This window comes from Gordonia sp. KTR9 (genome assembly GCF_000143885.2).
In the GTDB taxonomy this organism is placed as follows: Bacteria; Actinomycetota; Actinomycetes; order Mycobacteriales; family Mycobacteriaceae; genus Gordonia.
Genome location: NC_018581.1, coordinates 150,845 through 164,852 on the forward strand (window position 1 = coordinate 150,845; position 14,008 = coordinate 164,852).

Annotated in this window: 14 protein-coding genes; 8 read left to right on the forward strand and 6 right to left on the reverse strand. The window is 68.2% G+C overall.

Translation table 11 applies throughout. The annotated features are described in order from the left end of the window. Window positions 1-12 precede the first annotated feature (12 nt). Entirely contained in the window at window positions 13-1,008 is a 996-nt protein-coding gene (locus KTR9_RS01455; protein ID WP_044505629.1) for a hypothetical protein, read from the reverse strand. Window positions 1,009-1,299: 291 nt separating this feature from the next. On the opposite strand from KTR9_RS01455, the gene KTR9_RS01460 reads away from it, so the two are divergent. From KTR9_RS01460 to KTR9_RS01470, 3 genes are all read left to right on the forward strand, one after another. Then, the gene (locus KTR9_RS01460; protein WP_014924902.1) at window positions 1,300-1,875 is read left to right on the forward strand and encodes a helix-turn-helix transcriptional regulator; all 576 of its coding nucleotides are present in this window, start codon (window positions 1,300-1,302) and stop codon (window positions 1,873-1,875) included. A 125-nt stretch (window positions 1,876-2,000) separates the two neighbouring features. Continuing rightward, window positions 2,001-2,513, forward strand: a complete 513-nt coding sequence (locus KTR9_RS01465; RefSeq protein WP_014924903.1) for a hypothetical protein — start codon at window positions 2,001-2,003, stop codon at window positions 2,511-2,513. Window positions 2,514-2,600: 87 nt separating this feature from the next. Further along, entirely contained in the window at window positions 2,601-3,779 is a 1,179-nt protein-coding gene (locus KTR9_RS01470; RefSeq protein ID WP_014924904.1) for an MAB_1171c family putative transporter, read from the forward strand. Window positions 3,780-3,815: 36 nt separating this feature from the next. Here KTR9_RS01470 and KTR9_RS01475 read toward each other — a convergent pair whose 3' ends face one another. From KTR9_RS01475 to KTR9_RS01485, 3 genes are all read right to left on the reverse strand, one after another. Continuing rightward, complete coding sequence (locus KTR9_RS01475; RefSeq protein ID WP_044507485.1) at window positions 3,816-4,577, reverse strand: SDR family NAD(P)-dependent oxidoreductase; 762 nt, start codon at window positions 4,575-4,577, stop codon at window positions 3,816-3,818. Window positions 4,578-4,713: 136 nt separating this feature from the next. Beyond that, window positions 4,714-5,409, reverse strand: a complete 696-nt coding sequence (locus KTR9_RS01480) for a TMEM165/GDT1 family protein (protein WP_014924906.1) — start codon at window positions 5,407-5,409, stop codon at window positions 4,714-4,716. A gap of 149 nt (window positions 5,410-5,558) precedes the next feature. Then, window positions 5,559-6,080, reverse strand: a complete 522-nt coding sequence (locus KTR9_RS01485) for a hypothetical protein (protein ID WP_014924907.1) — start codon at window positions 6,078-6,080, stop codon at window positions 5,559-5,561. 215 nt (window positions 6,081-6,295) lie between these two features. Between KTR9_RS01485 and KTR9_RS01490 the strand changes: the two genes are divergently transcribed. The 3 genes from KTR9_RS01490 (at window position 6,296) to KTR9_RS01500 (ending at window position 10,486) form a co-directional block, all read left to right on the forward strand. Continuing rightward, window positions 6,296-8,443 (forward strand): ABC transporter ATP-binding protein, encoded by a 2,148-nt coding sequence (locus KTR9_RS01490; protein WP_148281133.1) that lies wholly within the window; start codon window positions 6,296-6,298, stop codon window positions 8,441-8,443. After that, window positions 8,440-9,192, forward strand: a complete 753-nt coding sequence (locus KTR9_RS01495; RefSeq protein WP_014924909.1) for an energy-coupling factor transporter transmembrane component T family protein — start codon at window positions 8,440-8,442, stop codon at window positions 9,190-9,192. Before KTR9_RS01490 ends, KTR9_RS01495 begins: the two co-directional genes overlap by 4 nt. 208 nt (window positions 9,193-9,400) lie before the next feature. Further along, the gene (locus KTR9_RS01500) at window positions 9,401-10,486 is read left to right on the forward strand and encodes an IS110 family transposase (RefSeq protein WP_014924910.1); all 1,086 of its coding nucleotides are present in this window, start codon (window positions 9,401-9,403) and stop codon (window positions 10,484-10,486) included. Between the two features lie 489 nt (window positions 10,487-10,975). Here the strand turns inward: KTR9_RS01500 and KTR9_RS01505 are convergent, their stop codons facing one another. Both KTR9_RS01505 and KTR9_RS01510 read right to left on the reverse strand, forming a co-directional pair. Then, entirely contained in the window at window positions 10,976-11,605 is a 630-nt protein-coding gene (locus KTR9_RS01505) for a superoxide dismutase (RefSeq protein WP_010843982.1), read from the reverse strand. 217 nt (window positions 11,606-11,822) lie between these two features. Then, on the reverse strand, window positions 11,823-12,005 hold the full coding sequence (locus KTR9_RS01510; RefSeq protein ID WP_055477220.1) for a hypothetical protein: 183 nt from the start codon (window positions 12,003-12,005) through the stop codon (window positions 11,823-11,825). 145 nt (window positions 12,006-12,150) lie between these two features. On the opposite strand from KTR9_RS01510, the gene msrA reads away from it, so the two are divergent. Both msrA and KTR9_RS01520 read left to right on the forward strand, forming a co-directional pair. Further along, window positions 12,151-12,861: a peptide-methionine (S)-S-oxide reductase MsrA gene (gene msrA, locus KTR9_RS01515; protein WP_014924911.1), complete on the forward strand. Its 711-nt coding sequence runs from the start codon at window positions 12,151-12,153 to the stop codon at window positions 12,859-12,861. Window positions 12,862-12,911: 50 nt separating this feature from the next. After that, window positions 12,912-13,988 (forward strand): winged helix DNA-binding domain-containing protein, encoded by a 1,077-nt coding sequence (locus KTR9_RS01520; protein WP_014924912.1) that lies wholly within the window; start codon window positions 12,912-12,914, stop codon window positions 13,986-13,988. Window positions 13,989-14,008 lie beyond the last annotated feature (20 nt).

Genomic DNA, 14,008 nt, shown 5'->3' on the forward strand with positions numbered 1-14,008 from the left:
GCCGGGAACGACTCAGGGACGCATCGACCGTAACGAGTCGAGGAACGACCCGCTGCCGAACAGGGCGACGGCACCCAGCAGGAGCAGCGCGCCCGGCGCCACCCCGAGGACGAACTTCCGCACCGACGTCAACGTCGAACCACCCGAAGTACCGGTCGACGCCTGAGGTGGACCCGCCGGCGGTTCCTGCGCACCGGCGACCGTCTGCGAATCGTCGGTGTCGTCGGATTCCGCGTCGGGAGAAGGGCGGTCGGCCCCCGACTCGCCCGCCGGACCCGAGGACGGAGGCGTTCCGGATGACCCTGCGGACCCGCCGCCGCTCGGTGGCGCAACCGACGGCACGTCGCCGCTCGCGGGCCCGGATTCCGCGGGTGCCCCTGCTGGATCGGACCCGCCCGCGTCGTCGTGGTCGGAGGTCGGCGTGGCGGCCTCCGGCTCGCGGGTGCGGCTGACGGTGACGCCGCCCTCGCCGTCGCTCCCGGACGAGGTCTGCGGCTCGGTGCTCGTCGGCTCGGTGCTCGTCGGGTCCGGATCGTCGGTCGTCGTTGTTGTCGTCGTGTCGCTGGTCTCGGTCGTCTCGGTGGTCTCCGTCGTCGGGTCCGATGTGCCGGTCGTCGGCGTCGGTCCGCACTCGCATCCCGAGGGGAACGACGGCAACGAGGGCTCGTCGGTGTCTTCGGGATCGGTGGTCTCAGGATCGGTGGTCTCGGGATCCGTGGTCGCCGAGCCGCCGGGTTCGTCGGTGTCGGTGGAGTCCTCGTCGTCGGTGGCGTCGACGTCGGTGTCCGCATCGGTGTCCGCATCGGTGTCCGTGTCCGTGTCGGTGTCGGCATCCGTGTCGGCGGAACCGGCCGAGTCGGACCCGGACGCGCCGGGGTCCGACGGCGCGGGCGACGCGACACCGGGCGCCAGAGCGATGAAGGCGATCGCGGCGATGACGACCAAGAGGACGGCGAGGCCGCGTGGCCTGCTGCCGGCATTCGGGCCGGAAGGGAGACGGTGGGTCATGGCGTCAGGCGTACAGTCGATGGGGACAGACAACGCCGCCGACACCGCGGGGCAGACCGCCGCCCGCTCCGGGTCGGAGCCAGATGTTCACCCGCCGGATCCGTGTCGGCAACCCATGACCCCCAAGAATGTGAAGAACGCCACACTATCGATCGTTACACCATCTTCACAGGTGATACGCGCCGAGTGCGGCGGTCCGGTACTTTCTGATCGTACCGATCGTTGCAATGGCCGTGTACAGCGGGCTTTAATGCTTGCAAATTCAAATTTTGCATTTCGGAGAAGAGTGTCATGACTTCAGGAGGGGCGGAGAAGCCTATGGGCGACACCGGACGCACTGACACCGATCGTTCGAAGACCACGGACACGGATGCTCTCGACCCCGGGCTCTTCGCCCGGCGGCTCGAAGAGCTGTTCCGCACTGTTCCGGGGCCGAACGGCCGGGCGTACAGCGCGAAAGCGATCGCGGCACGATCGACCGAACGGGGATTCCGGCTGGGCGAGTCGTATCTGAGCCAGTTGCGATCGGGGAAGGCCAAGTCCCCGTCGTTCCGCACGGTCGAGGGCATCGCGGCCGCTTTCGGGGTCGACGTGCACTATTTCCTCGAGGATCGGGCGGCGCAGCGCACCCGCGACGAGATCGACCTGATGCGGTTGCAGGCCGACACGAACGTCCAACTGGCGGCATTCCGTCTGGCCGGGCTGTCGAGTGACTCGGTCACGGTGGTCAACGAGCTGATCAAGGTGCTGCGTGAGCAGCAGGGCCTGCCCAAGGACCCGCCGGACGTCATCGCAGCCGGCCTGAGTGACAGCAAGCCGTCGGCCGATTCGCGCCTGCGCGTCGTCGGGGACAACAGCGACGACTGACCGCGACCGAGGCGTTCGCGGAGCCTGATCAGTCCGGACCGAGGGGTGTCGGCCCGGACAGGCCCGAGAGGTCGACCGCCGTGGGTGGGTCGCGGCCCCGACGGCGCTCGTGCTTCGATGAGGCCATGCGTCGATCAGAGCGCGCATTGCGTGCATTGTGCCGCACCACGTTGAAGGGGCTGGATCTCGATCTGCCCCTCGACGTCACTCAACTGTGCGACCGATACGGCGAGCGTCGCGGCCGGCCGATCCGGCTGATCGCGCATCCCTTGCCCGCCGGTGTGCCCAACGGCATCTGGTTGGCTGCCTCCGACGCGGACTACTTCTTCCACCAGGCCGAGACGTCCCGGCTGCACCGCGACCAGATCGTCATCCACGAGTTCGGACATCTGGTCGCCGGCCACCAGGTCCTGGGGGAGGCTTCGGCCCAGGGCATCGCCGCTCTGACGCAGGACGAGTCCTCGGCCGCGCTCCGGCGCACGTGCTATTCCGACGACGCGGAGTGGGAAGCCGAGATGCTGGCGTCGTTGATCCTCGGCTGGGCCGAGGACGCCAGCACCGGCGTCGGGAGCACCGCCGCGCACGACGAACTGCGCGGCCTGCAGCGACTGCTCGGCGGCCACCGGGGATGGTTGTGACATGCCGGCCGGTTGCGACCGCGGTGAGAATGTGAGTCCCTGTTGGGCGTGATCACTGTCGCGGGCGGGGGCCCGACGGTCCATCCGGTGTCGTGGGGCGTCCCTGCATCCGAGGTCCAGGCGTCGTCGGTCGATCTGGCGTCGGGTGTGGACGTCGGGATCGGCGCGGTCAATGCGGTCGCCGCGGTCGTCTTCGCCTTCGCGTTCTGCTGGCGTCTCGATCAGATCCGGCGCGCCGGGTGGGGGCTGCAGCCGTTGGCGATGATGGTTGCCGTCGCGGCGCTGACCCTTGCGTTCGTCGTCGTCGACGACTCGGTTGCCGACGTGCTGAACGAGGTCGGGTTCGCCGGCCTGTCCAGGGTGGCGTTCTACGCACTCCTCGCGATCGGGGTCGCGGCGCTCGTGGTGGTGTTCTTCTTCCCCGGACAGGTCACGCGCGAACGTCGGGCCGGGTGGGAGGCGTTGCCGCTCGTGATGGCCCTCGTCGGTCTGCAGGTGACCATGCTGGTCATCCCGGTCGAGATCCGCACTGCGACGATCGACGAATGGACCGTTCAGAACTGGGGTTTCGCGCTCTTCATGCTGATCGCCAGCGGCTACCTGACCTACGGTTTCATCGCGTGCGTGAACAGTGTCCGCAAGTTCTACGCCACGGCGGACGGCTATCTCCGTGTGTCCCTTGGTCTTTTGATGACCGGCCTGACGTGTCTTGCGATCGGCGCCGTCTGCCAGGTCGTGTTCGTGGTCGTGTCCGCGACGAATGTCGTTCGGTCCCCGTGGCTTCTGACGACGAACCGGGTCGTCGCCGTCGTCGGTGTCGTCGCGTTCCTGATGGGGATCAGCTACCCGATGGTCTACGCGCGGATACAGACGGTCGCCGCCAACCGGCGCCGTCGACGGCTCGACACCGAACTGCTGCCCCTGTGGCGACTCGTGACCGACGCGGTCCCGGAAGTGGTGCTACCCGACGCCGGGCGACTGGCGCCGACCACACGCCTGCATCGGCGCGTCGTCGAGACCCGGGACGCGTTGACCCAGTTGAGTCCTCGGATTCCGGCAGTGTTCTCCTATGCCGAACCGGAGGTGCAGGCGCGGCTGTTGCGCGCTGCCGTCGCCGAGCACGATCCGCGGGACGGCGCCGGCGGCGCCGTCCGAGACCTGGCCCCGGCAGAGGGCGACGGACTCGAGGCCGACGCCGCTCCGCTGGTCAGGCTGGCCCGCGCAGTGGTTGCGCTGCGGGATGTCGAGGAACCGGCCGACCGGTGATCGGCCGGCCGGCTCCTGCGCGACGGGGTCGCCAGGTCACCTCGGGGCCATGCGGATGGCCCCGTCCATGCGGATGGTCTCGCCGTTGAGGTAGTTGTGCGTGACGATGAACTCGGCGAGCTGTGCGTACTCGTCGGGCTCCCCGAGACGCTGCGGGAACGGGATGGCCTCGGCCAGGGTCTTCTGGAACTCGGGGGTCACGCCCGCCAGCATGGGGGTGCTGATGGTCCCGGGGGCGATGGTGCAGACGCGCACACCGATGCGCGCGAGGTCGCGTGCTGCCGAGATGGTCATCGCATGCACGCCGCCCTTCGACGCCGCGTAGGCGATCTGGCCGATCTGACCCTCGAACGCCGCCACCGATGCGGTGTTGATGATGACGCCGCGCTGGCCGTCGCCGTCGATGGTGGATTCCTCCTGCATGCGGTTGGCGGCCAGACGCATGACGTTGAAGGTGCCGATCAGGTTGATGTCGATGACCTTGCGGAAGAGGTCGAGTTCGTGGGGGCCGTTCTTGCCGAGAATCCGTGCGGCCCAGCCGACGCCCGCACAGTTCACCGCGACGCGCAACGGCGCCCCGGATTCGGCGATGGTGTCGATGGCGGCCTGGACCTGAGCCTCGTCGGTGACGTCGGCGGCGATCAGCGTGACACCGTCGGTGGGCGCGGCCTTGTCGATAGAGGCCTGCAGGTCGAGACCGAAGACCTGGGCGCCGGCTGCGGCGAAACGCCGTGCGGTGGCGGCGCCGAGGCCCGAAGCCCCGCCGGTGACCAGTACGGAAGCGCCTGAAACGTCCATGTGTGAGTGATCCTTTCGCGGTACCCGACCCGTTCTCCTGCCGGCCGCGTCACCGTCGTCGGCGACGCCGCTCCGGCTCATGCTGCAGTTTCACGATAGTCAGGTGTCGTGAAGGACCCTCGATCAGCCCTCGGTTCTACCGAACGAGCGCTCGGGCGCGTTCCTGGACGTGGAGGCGGTTCTCGCGGCGGATCAACACCACGCCCACTCCTGTGATGACCACGACAGCGCTGAGGGTGCCGGCGATCACGGGTACCGACGCACCGATCAGCCCGTCAGCGATCAGCCATGTCGCGAAGGCGAAGAACAGGACGGCCGCTCCGATGGCGATGACCCGTTCGGGGAGGTGGCGACCCAGCAGGACGCCCACCCCGATGGCGAGTGCGTCGGCGGCGACCATGCCGAGCGTGGATCCGATCCAGACCCCCAGCCAGTCGTTGTCGGTGGCGAGTGTGATGGTCGCGAGCATGGTCTTGTCGCCGAGTTCGGCGAGGAAGAACGCCGACATGACCGCGAAGAACACCGAGGCGCCGACGCGGGTCGCCCGGCTGGACTCCTCGTCGTCGAGCCGGTCGCCCCGCAGGGTCCACAGGCCGAAGATCAGCATCGCGAGTCCGGCGAGGATCGTCAGGAGTGCGGTGGGGATGGACAGTCCGAGGAAGTGGCCGAAGAAGACCGAGACCGCGTGCACCGCGGTGGTGGCCACGGTGATCGCGAGGAGGACGACCCACCAGCGGTAGCGCAGGGCATAGGTCATCGCCATCAGCTGTGACTTGTCCCCGAGTTCGGCGACGAAGATCACGCCGAAGCTCAGGAGCAGGGCAGCAATCACGGACGCCAGGTTAGTCAGCCCGAACTCGCCGGTGCAACTCGTCGAATGCCCGTATTTCCACAGGTCGGGGCATCAAAATCAAATGTTCGGGTGCCCGTGATCGAACGCTCTGGCGGCCCGTCGAAACGCCTTCGGGGAGCCTCGGCGCCCTACGCTGCGAGAAGCATCGCGAGCACCGCGGTGTCGGGGTCGGCGTTGGGGTCGATCCCCACCTGATTGCGTAGGTTGACCACGGTCCCGTCGGCTTCCGCCTCGGCCCAGCCCGCCCGGTGCTCGAGCCCGAGTTCGGGGAGACCGGGCAGCAGCACGCACCCGGAGGCGACCTGTGAGCACTCGGGCAGCGACGGGCGCGTCTGCGAGGGCGGATGCAACATGACCAGAGCCGGCGGATTGTTCAGGAACCGGCCCGCCTCGACGAAGCTGTCGTCGACGACGTTGCCGATCGCGACCATCATGCCGACGGCGTCCGCCTCACCCTGTTCGGGACGCTGCTCGACCACGCCGAAGATCGTCGTCGTCGACAGGAAACCCGGCCGGCAGGCGATCCGGACCGAGGCCACGAGTGTCTGCGTCCACTCGAGCGTCGACTCCGGCCAGCGGCCGGAGATGAGAATCCCGTTCAGGGTGCCCTCCTGCTGGAACGGGGTGAGACCGATCGGAATCGACTGCATCATGTCCTCCTCCGGCCCGGGCGAGACCTCGCCGATGGTCCACGGACTGGGGACCGATGGCCGACCCGGGTGAAAAGACCATCCACCCGCAGCGAGACGCCGACAACTCGAATCACCGTGTTGTGATGGATCTTTAACATGCGAACGACCGACAGCCGCGGCTCGGGGGCGCTGTCCCCGCCGGTGGGGGCGACGACACCAGGCACACTGGACCGGTGAAGAACTCGCCCCCGCTGCGTCCGATGGAGTTCGCGTCCGTCGCGATCTTCGGCGGACTGACCGTCGCGGCGGTTGTCATCGCGTCGGTCATCCCGCTGGCCCAGGCGGCCGGACTGCTCGCCCCGGTGCCGCTCGCACTCATCGCGGCGCGCACCCGGCCGCGGGCCCTCGTGACCGCCACCGTGGCCACCACCGCGGTCGCATTCGCGATGGCGGGGACCGGCGCGATGGCGACCGTCCTGGGTTCCGCGCTGGTCGGAGGGCTCGTCGGCGACATCAAGCGCCGGGGCCGGGGGATCGGCGTCCTGGGTGTCGCGACACTCGTGGCGTCGCCGTTGCTCGGCGGAATCTCCGTGCTGATCCTGCTCGTGCTGGTGCCCCTGCGCGAGCTGACGATCGAGGCCATGACCAACTCCATCCACGGTGTCGCGAAGTGGCTGCACGGATGGGGCCCGACCGGGGGCGTCGCCGATGGGCTCGACGCCATGAGCCGGAGCATTGCCGACCACTGGTGGGTGTGGGTCTGGGTGTCGGGGACCGTGGGCACCGCGATCTCGCTCGTCGTCGCGTGGTGGATTCTCGGTTCCGTCATCGGGCGGTTGCGAGATGTGCCGAGTGAGGACACTCTCGACGCCGTCCGGTCGGGGTCTGCTCCGGCCACGTCCGCCGGTGCGCCCCACGATTCGGGCATCGCGCCGCTCCCCGTGGTCTTCGACCACGTCGGATTCGCGTACTCGCCCGAGGCCCGCCCGGTGCTGCACGGTATCGACCTGCGGATCGATCCCGGTGAGTTCGTCGCCGTCGTCGGCGCCAACGGGTCCGGGAAGTCGACGCTGGCCAAGATCATCGCCGGCCGGCCCGCGACGACGGGTACGGTCCACCGGCCGGGCCTGCCGGGTCTGGGTGCGCAGGGCGGGACCGCTCTCGTCCTGCAGCGTCCCGAGATCCAGATGCTGGGTTCTCGCGTCGCCGACGACGTCGTGTGGGGTCTGCCGCCCGGCGTCGACGTCGATGTCGAGGCGCTGCTCGCCGAGGTCGGACTCGCCGGCCTCGGTGACCGGGAGACCACAGACCTGTCCGGCGGCCAGCAGCAGCGGCTGGCGATCGCCGGCGCGCTCGCGCGGGACCCGCAACTCCTCATCGCCGACGAGGTGACCTCGATGGTCGACCCGGAGGGTCGCGGACAACTGCTGGCGTTGCTCGCCGGTCTGCCGGCGCGCCGTGGGATCGCCGTCGTCCTGGTCACCCATCGCGGCAGCGAGGCCGCGGCGGCCGATCGGGTGATCCATCTGGACTCCGGGCGCCTGGTGCCGCACGCGCCGGACTGGATGCCGAGTCCCGACGCCGACCTGGCTGCGCCGGCGCAGGCGATGCGTCCGTCGCCGCCGCCCGCGCCGACCTCGCGGATCGGTGGGCCGCTACTCGTTCTCGACCAGGTGGGGTACGCCCATCTGCCGGGCTCGCCGTGGGAGGTCGTCGCGCTGGAGGACATCTCGCTGACCGTCTACCGCGGCGAGGGGCTGCTGATCGTCGGCGGCAACGGGTCGGGCAAGACGACCCTCGCGTGGATCATGGCCGGACTGCTCCCACCGGGGACCGGAACGTGCCGTCTGCTGGATACCCACGAAAAGATCAATCCCGGAACAGGTTTCGATGCCGGCACGCCGATGGCCGAGCGTGTCGGCGCGGTCGGGCTCGGTTTCCAGCACGCACGGCTGCAGCTGCAGAAGGTCACCGTCGCCGACGAGATCATGGCGGCCGGCGGCGAGAAGGTGGGCACCGCCGAGGTCGCCCGCGTGCTCGAACTCGTCGGGCTGCCACGTCAGATGGCGATCACCAAGGTCGACGCGCTGTCGGGCGGGCAGATGCGACGTGTCGTGCTCGCGGGCCTCATCGCGCGTCACCCCGATCTCCTCGTCCTGGACGAGCCGCTGGCCGGTCTCGATCCGCCGGCCCGCGAGGAGATCGTCGCCCTGCTGGCCCGATTGCGGGCCGAGGGCATGACGATCGTGATCATCTCCCACGACTTCGAATCCCTGGAGTCGGTGTGTACGCGACGGGTCCGGCTCGTCGACGGCCGGCTGCTACCCGATTCGCAGCACATGATCGACCAGGCGACCGGCTGGGACGGAGGAATCCGATGACGATGCGCACCGTCCCCCTGCGGCAGGTGCCGGGCAGCTCGTTCGTGCACCGGCTGTGGGCGGGGACCAAGCTCGTGATTGTGCTGATCCTCGGGATCATGACCTGGGTGCTGCCGTCGTGGCCGGCGCTCGGGATGGTCGCCGCGGTGGTCGTGATCACCGCGCTCGTGGCTGGAATCCCGTTGGGCGCCATACCGCGTCCGCCGTGGTGGTTCTGGGGACTGATCGGGATCGGCGTCGCGTTCAATGTGTCGTTCGCCGGCATTCCCGGTGCCCTGGTGTTCCTGCGTGCGATCACGCTTGCCCTCGTCCTCGTCGCCAGTTCGATCCTCGTCATCTGGACCACCCCGATGGCAGATGTGGCGCCCGCGCTGGCGCGGCTGATGCGCCCGCTGCGGTGGCTCCGGCTGCCCGTCGACGAGTGGGCGGTGGCGATCGCGTTGTGCCTCAGGGGTCTTCCGTTGCTGATCGAGGAGTTGCGCATGCTGCGCGCGGCGCATCGCCTGCGTCCCACCACCAGGGGACGCAGCGATCATCCGTCGGCGGAGATGGGGATCATGGACCTGATCACGGCGGCGATGTCCTCGGCGCTCCGACGCAGCGCCGAGATGTCCGAGGCGATCACCGCCCGCGGCGGCACCGGCCGGCTGACCGCCCACCACGCCGGTCCCGGGCGCGCAGATGTGCTGGCGCTCAGCATCATCGTGCTGGCGTGCGCCGTGGCGATAGTGGTGACGCTCATCCTGTGACTGGTTCCGTTCTCGATCCGAAAGAATCACACATCCACTGCGCCCTAATCCGAAAGAACCGCATAACCCCTGCTCCCTGAGGTGCGAGGAGCGATAGACGGTATGAGGGCCTTGGGGCCGAAGGCCTCAAGCTGCAAACACATCGTGGGTTGCTGCTGCTGAGTTCACACTCGGCGGTAGTACCACATTGCAGATCAGGAGGCCTCCGGTGATTGTTCAGGGTACAAGTGTCGGATTGGATGTTCACGCACGTTCGGTGGTCGCTCACGCCATCGATGAGGACAGCGGCAACGTGATTCGGGAGACGTTGGTTCCCGATGCGGCGACCATCGTGAGCTGGCTTCACAGCTTGGCTCCGCCTGTGCGGGTTGCCTACGAGGCCGGTCCGACGGGTTTCGGATTGGCTCGGGCGATCACTGCGGCCGGGATGGAGTGTGTGGTTGCCGCGCCCTCGAAGCTGCAACGGCCAGCCGGGGACCGCGTCAAGACCGATGCCCGAGACGCTGCGCACCTGGCGAAGTTGCTGCGCCTGGGCGAGGTAGTCGCGGTCGGTGTGCCCGAGGAGGGTACCGAAGCGGCCCGTGATCTGGTCCGCGCCCGCGAGGACGCTCGCAGCGACCTGATGCGGGCGCGGCATCGATTGTCCAAACTGCTTCTGCGCCAGGGGATCGTCTACTCCGGCGGGAAACCCTGGACCGGTGTTCATCAACAGTGGCTGCAGCGTCAACGTTTCGAGCTGCCGCTGTTGCAAGCCGCCTTCGACAACGACCTGGACGCGGTGTTGAGCGTGACCGCACGCCGAGACCGCCTCGATGAGCTGATCGAACAGACCGCGGCCACCGATCCGTGGCGGGCTGTTGTCACCCGATTGTCATGTCTGCGGGGTGTGTCGACGCTGACCGCGTTCGCTCTGGCCGTCGAGATCGGCGACTGGTCGAGGTTCAGTGGCGCCACGATCGGCCCCTACGCCGGGTTGGTGCCCTCGGAATACTCGACCGGCGGTACCCGCAGTCAGGGATCGATCACCAAGGCCGGGAACGCCCACGTGCGGCGGTTGCTGGTCGAGGCGGCCTGGCAACACCGGCGGCCCTACGGCACGCCCGGACAGACCATGCGCCGTCGGTGGGAGGCCGCCTCACCCTCGGCCCGCGCCCGTGGCCATGCCGGCAACCGACGGCTACACAAGCGTTGGCAACAATTCGACCGCCGCAGCAAACATCCCTGCGTGGCCAACACCGCGATCGCTCGTGAGCTCGCCGGCTGGTGCTGGTCGCTGGCGGTGCTCGACGACTAACCAGCACTGACACACAATCTTGGCCACCCGCCGCGACTGTGCTGTGGTGAACAGGGAACGAATCCACGGCGTCGCTATGTGCGCCAGCACCTCTGGGTGCACGGTACGCACGCTTACATAGACCCGTCGGTCAGCGTTTTCATCTCCTGTCGAACACCGTTGAGCGGTAACCAACCCGCGTATATCAGTCCGACAACACCGTCGCGAGTAACGACCACCACACACCGCGGCGGGTGGCCAACCCCCACTACAGCCCCCTAGCAAGGAGGCCAACTCGCCATGGAACTTGACAAAGCAGCACTACATATCAGCGACGAGCCACGAAGGGTCTGGTGAGTTGCCTTGCGAGACCCTTCGTGACGCGCCCTCCGCAAGCTCCGGACGCTCCTCAGGGAGCAGGCCGGCCAGTGGGTCTGCGGTAGATCAGACGACAAACGGCGCCGGTCACTCGAAGGTGACCGGCGCCGTTGATGTTCGGCGAACCGAGGATCAGGCCGGGACGACCAGGCCGCTGCCCTGGCTCTTCGCCCGAGCGAGACGCTCGTTGGCGTCGGCCCAGTTCACGACGTTCCACCACGCCTTGACGTAGTCCGGCTTGACGTTCTGGTAGTCGAGGTAGAAGGCGTGCTCCCACATGTCGAGCATGACGACCGGGATGATGGCGGCGGGGATGTTGCCGCTCTGGTCGGTCAGCTGCAGGATGACGAGCTTGCCACCGATGGTGTCGTAGCCCAGGATCGCCCAGCCCGACCCCTGCAGGGTGGTGGCCGCGGCGGTGAAGTGGGCCTTGAACTTGTCGAAGCCACCGAACTGCTCGGTGAGGGCGGCCGCGAGGTCGCCGTCGGGCTCGCCGCCGCCGTTGGGCGACAGGTTCTTCCAGAAGATGGAGTGGTTGGTGTGACCGCCCAGGTGGAACGACAGCGTGGCGGACAGTCCGTAGACCTTGCCGGCGATGCTGTCGTCGTCGCGGGCCGCGGCCAGCTTCTCCAGGGTGTCGTTGGCGCCCTTGACGTAGGTGGCGTGGTGCTTGCTGTGGTGGAGCTCCATGATCCTGCCGGAGATGTGCGGTTCCAGTGCCGCGTAGTCGTAATCGAGATCCGGCAAGGTGTAATCAGCCACGATGTTCCTCTCTGAGGTGCTACTCGTTTTCCCTGTCCACGCGTGGGTCCGACGACTCGGCCGGGCGCCACGCGGATGGTTCCACCCTTCCGCAGAGCATGGGTGATTGCAACAAGCGCGACCCAAGAAACATCAAGTGCGGTTGAGATTTCAACGCGAATCGGTGACGACGAGCGAAGGGAGCAGCGGCGTCTGGGCCGCGTCGAGTCCGCTGCGCTCAGATCAGGATGAGCAGAACGAAGACCGCTACGAGCGCGAGGATGGTCAGGGCGCTTGTGCGGCAACTCCTCGCCACGTCGTAGTTGGCGCGCGGAGCGGTACGCCCGACCCCTGGGGCGCGTCGGAGATCTCCGGTCGCGTGCGTCGCCATCGTCGCCTTTCGTTCCGTGATCGGCTGCACATCCCTCCCGTCGAGAAACCGGGATGACGTGGACGTGATCGGTATCACAATGTCACGGATGTGATCGCCATCATAGGCAGACTCGGACGATCAGCTCAACTCGTCGTCTCGTTGATGCGGCCTCTCCCGCGCGTAGACTTGGCGCATGTCTTGGCTCGACCAGCTCTTCGCCGCCGGCTCACGCAAACAGGATCTCGTCGCCGCAGACGCCGCCCTGCCCGGCCGCAGCTCCGAGATCACGGTCCCCGGCGAGCACCTGATCCTCGGCACCCCGATGCGTGGCCGGCCCGAGTCCGACGGCACGTACGTGCACGGCATCGGGGGATTCGACGACGGTCTTGCCGCGATCGTGCTGGCCGGTGGCTGTTTCTGGGGTATCGAGGAGATCTTCTGGCAGGTCCCCGGCGTCCACACCACCGCGGTCGGCTACGCGGGCGGTTACACGCCCAACCCGACCTACGAGGAGACGTGCACCGCCCGGACCGGACACACCGAGTCCACGCTGGTGGTGTTCGATCCGGCCGTCACCGATCTCGAGGGCCTGCTGAAGATCTTCTGGGAGTCGCACGACCCGACGCAGGAGATGCGTCAGGGCAACGACATCGGAACGCAGTACCGGTCGGCGGTGTACGCCCTGACCGACGAGGACCTGGCCACCGTCCGGAAGACCGCCGCGACGTTCCAGACCGCACTCGATGCCGCCGGCGAGGGCGCGATCGCCACCGAGATCAAACTGCTCGCGGAGGCAGGCGACGGGCGGTTCTACTACGCCGAGGATCACCACCAGCAGTACCTCGCCAAGAATCCCCACGGGTACCGCTGCCACGCCGCCACCGGCGTCGTCTATCCGGGCTGACACGCGGTGCCCGGCCGAGTCGTCCGACTTCATGCTCGACGAGACGTGCGGTGACCGAAGAGATCTCGTTGCGCCAGTGGAATCGCACCCTGCTGCAACGCCAGCACCTGCTCGACCGGGTCGCCGAGGACGCGATCGAGGTACTGGACCGCTGCGTCGGCCTGCAATCACAGGACCCGCGTGCGGCGTTCTTCGGATTGTGGTCGCGCATCGAGGATTTCGATCCCATCGAGCTGGACGGGCTGCTCACCGACCGTGAGGTCGTGCGGATGGCGTTGCTGCGGTCGACGATCTTCCTCATCGACGCCGAGGACGCACGCTGGATTCGGCCGCTCGCCGATCCGACGCTGCGACGCGAGCTGACCGACATCCACGCGCCGAAACTGGTGGATGCCGATCCGGCGGGAGTTCTCGCGTCCGCCGAGGAGCTCCTCGCCGGCCGGGAACTCACCGGCGCCGAACTCGGGAGAGAACTGGCCACCCGCCATCCCGCCGAGAACCCGTCGACACTCACCGCCATCGCCCGCTGCGGCCTGCCGCTGGTCCAGGTTCCCCCGCGCGGGCTGTGGCGGGGTCGGGGCGGACCGACCTACCGGATCTTCGCCGAGTGGGCCGGGCCCGGCGAGCCGGCCGTCGTCGACGACGATGCCCGGGCCGACCTGATCCGGCTGTATCTGCGCGGGTTCGGACCGGCGACCGTGAAGTCCATCCAGACCTGGTCCGGGCTCACCCGGCTGCGCCCCCTCGTCGAAAAGCTGGAAGCCGATTGGGAACTCGTCCGGCTCGCCGGGCCGAACGGTGACGTGCTCTACGACCTCGACGGTCTGGCACTCGCCGACCCGGACACGCCGGCACCTGTCCGGCTCATCGCCCCGTTCGATCACGTGATCGGCGTTCAGGCCGACCGGGCCCGGGTCGCCGAGCCGGAGATGTTCCGGCGCACGGTGACCGCCAACGGCCGGTCGCCCGGTTTCCTCTTCGTCGACGGATTCCTCGCCGGCACATGGTCTCTCGACGCAGAAGAGATTCCGGTCGTGGAATTCTTGCGTCCGGTGACCGCCGCTGAACGCGGCGAGGTCGACGTCGAGGTCGACCGGCTTCGCGAGTTCACGGCCGGTATCCGGTGACCGGGACGCCGGGTCACCTG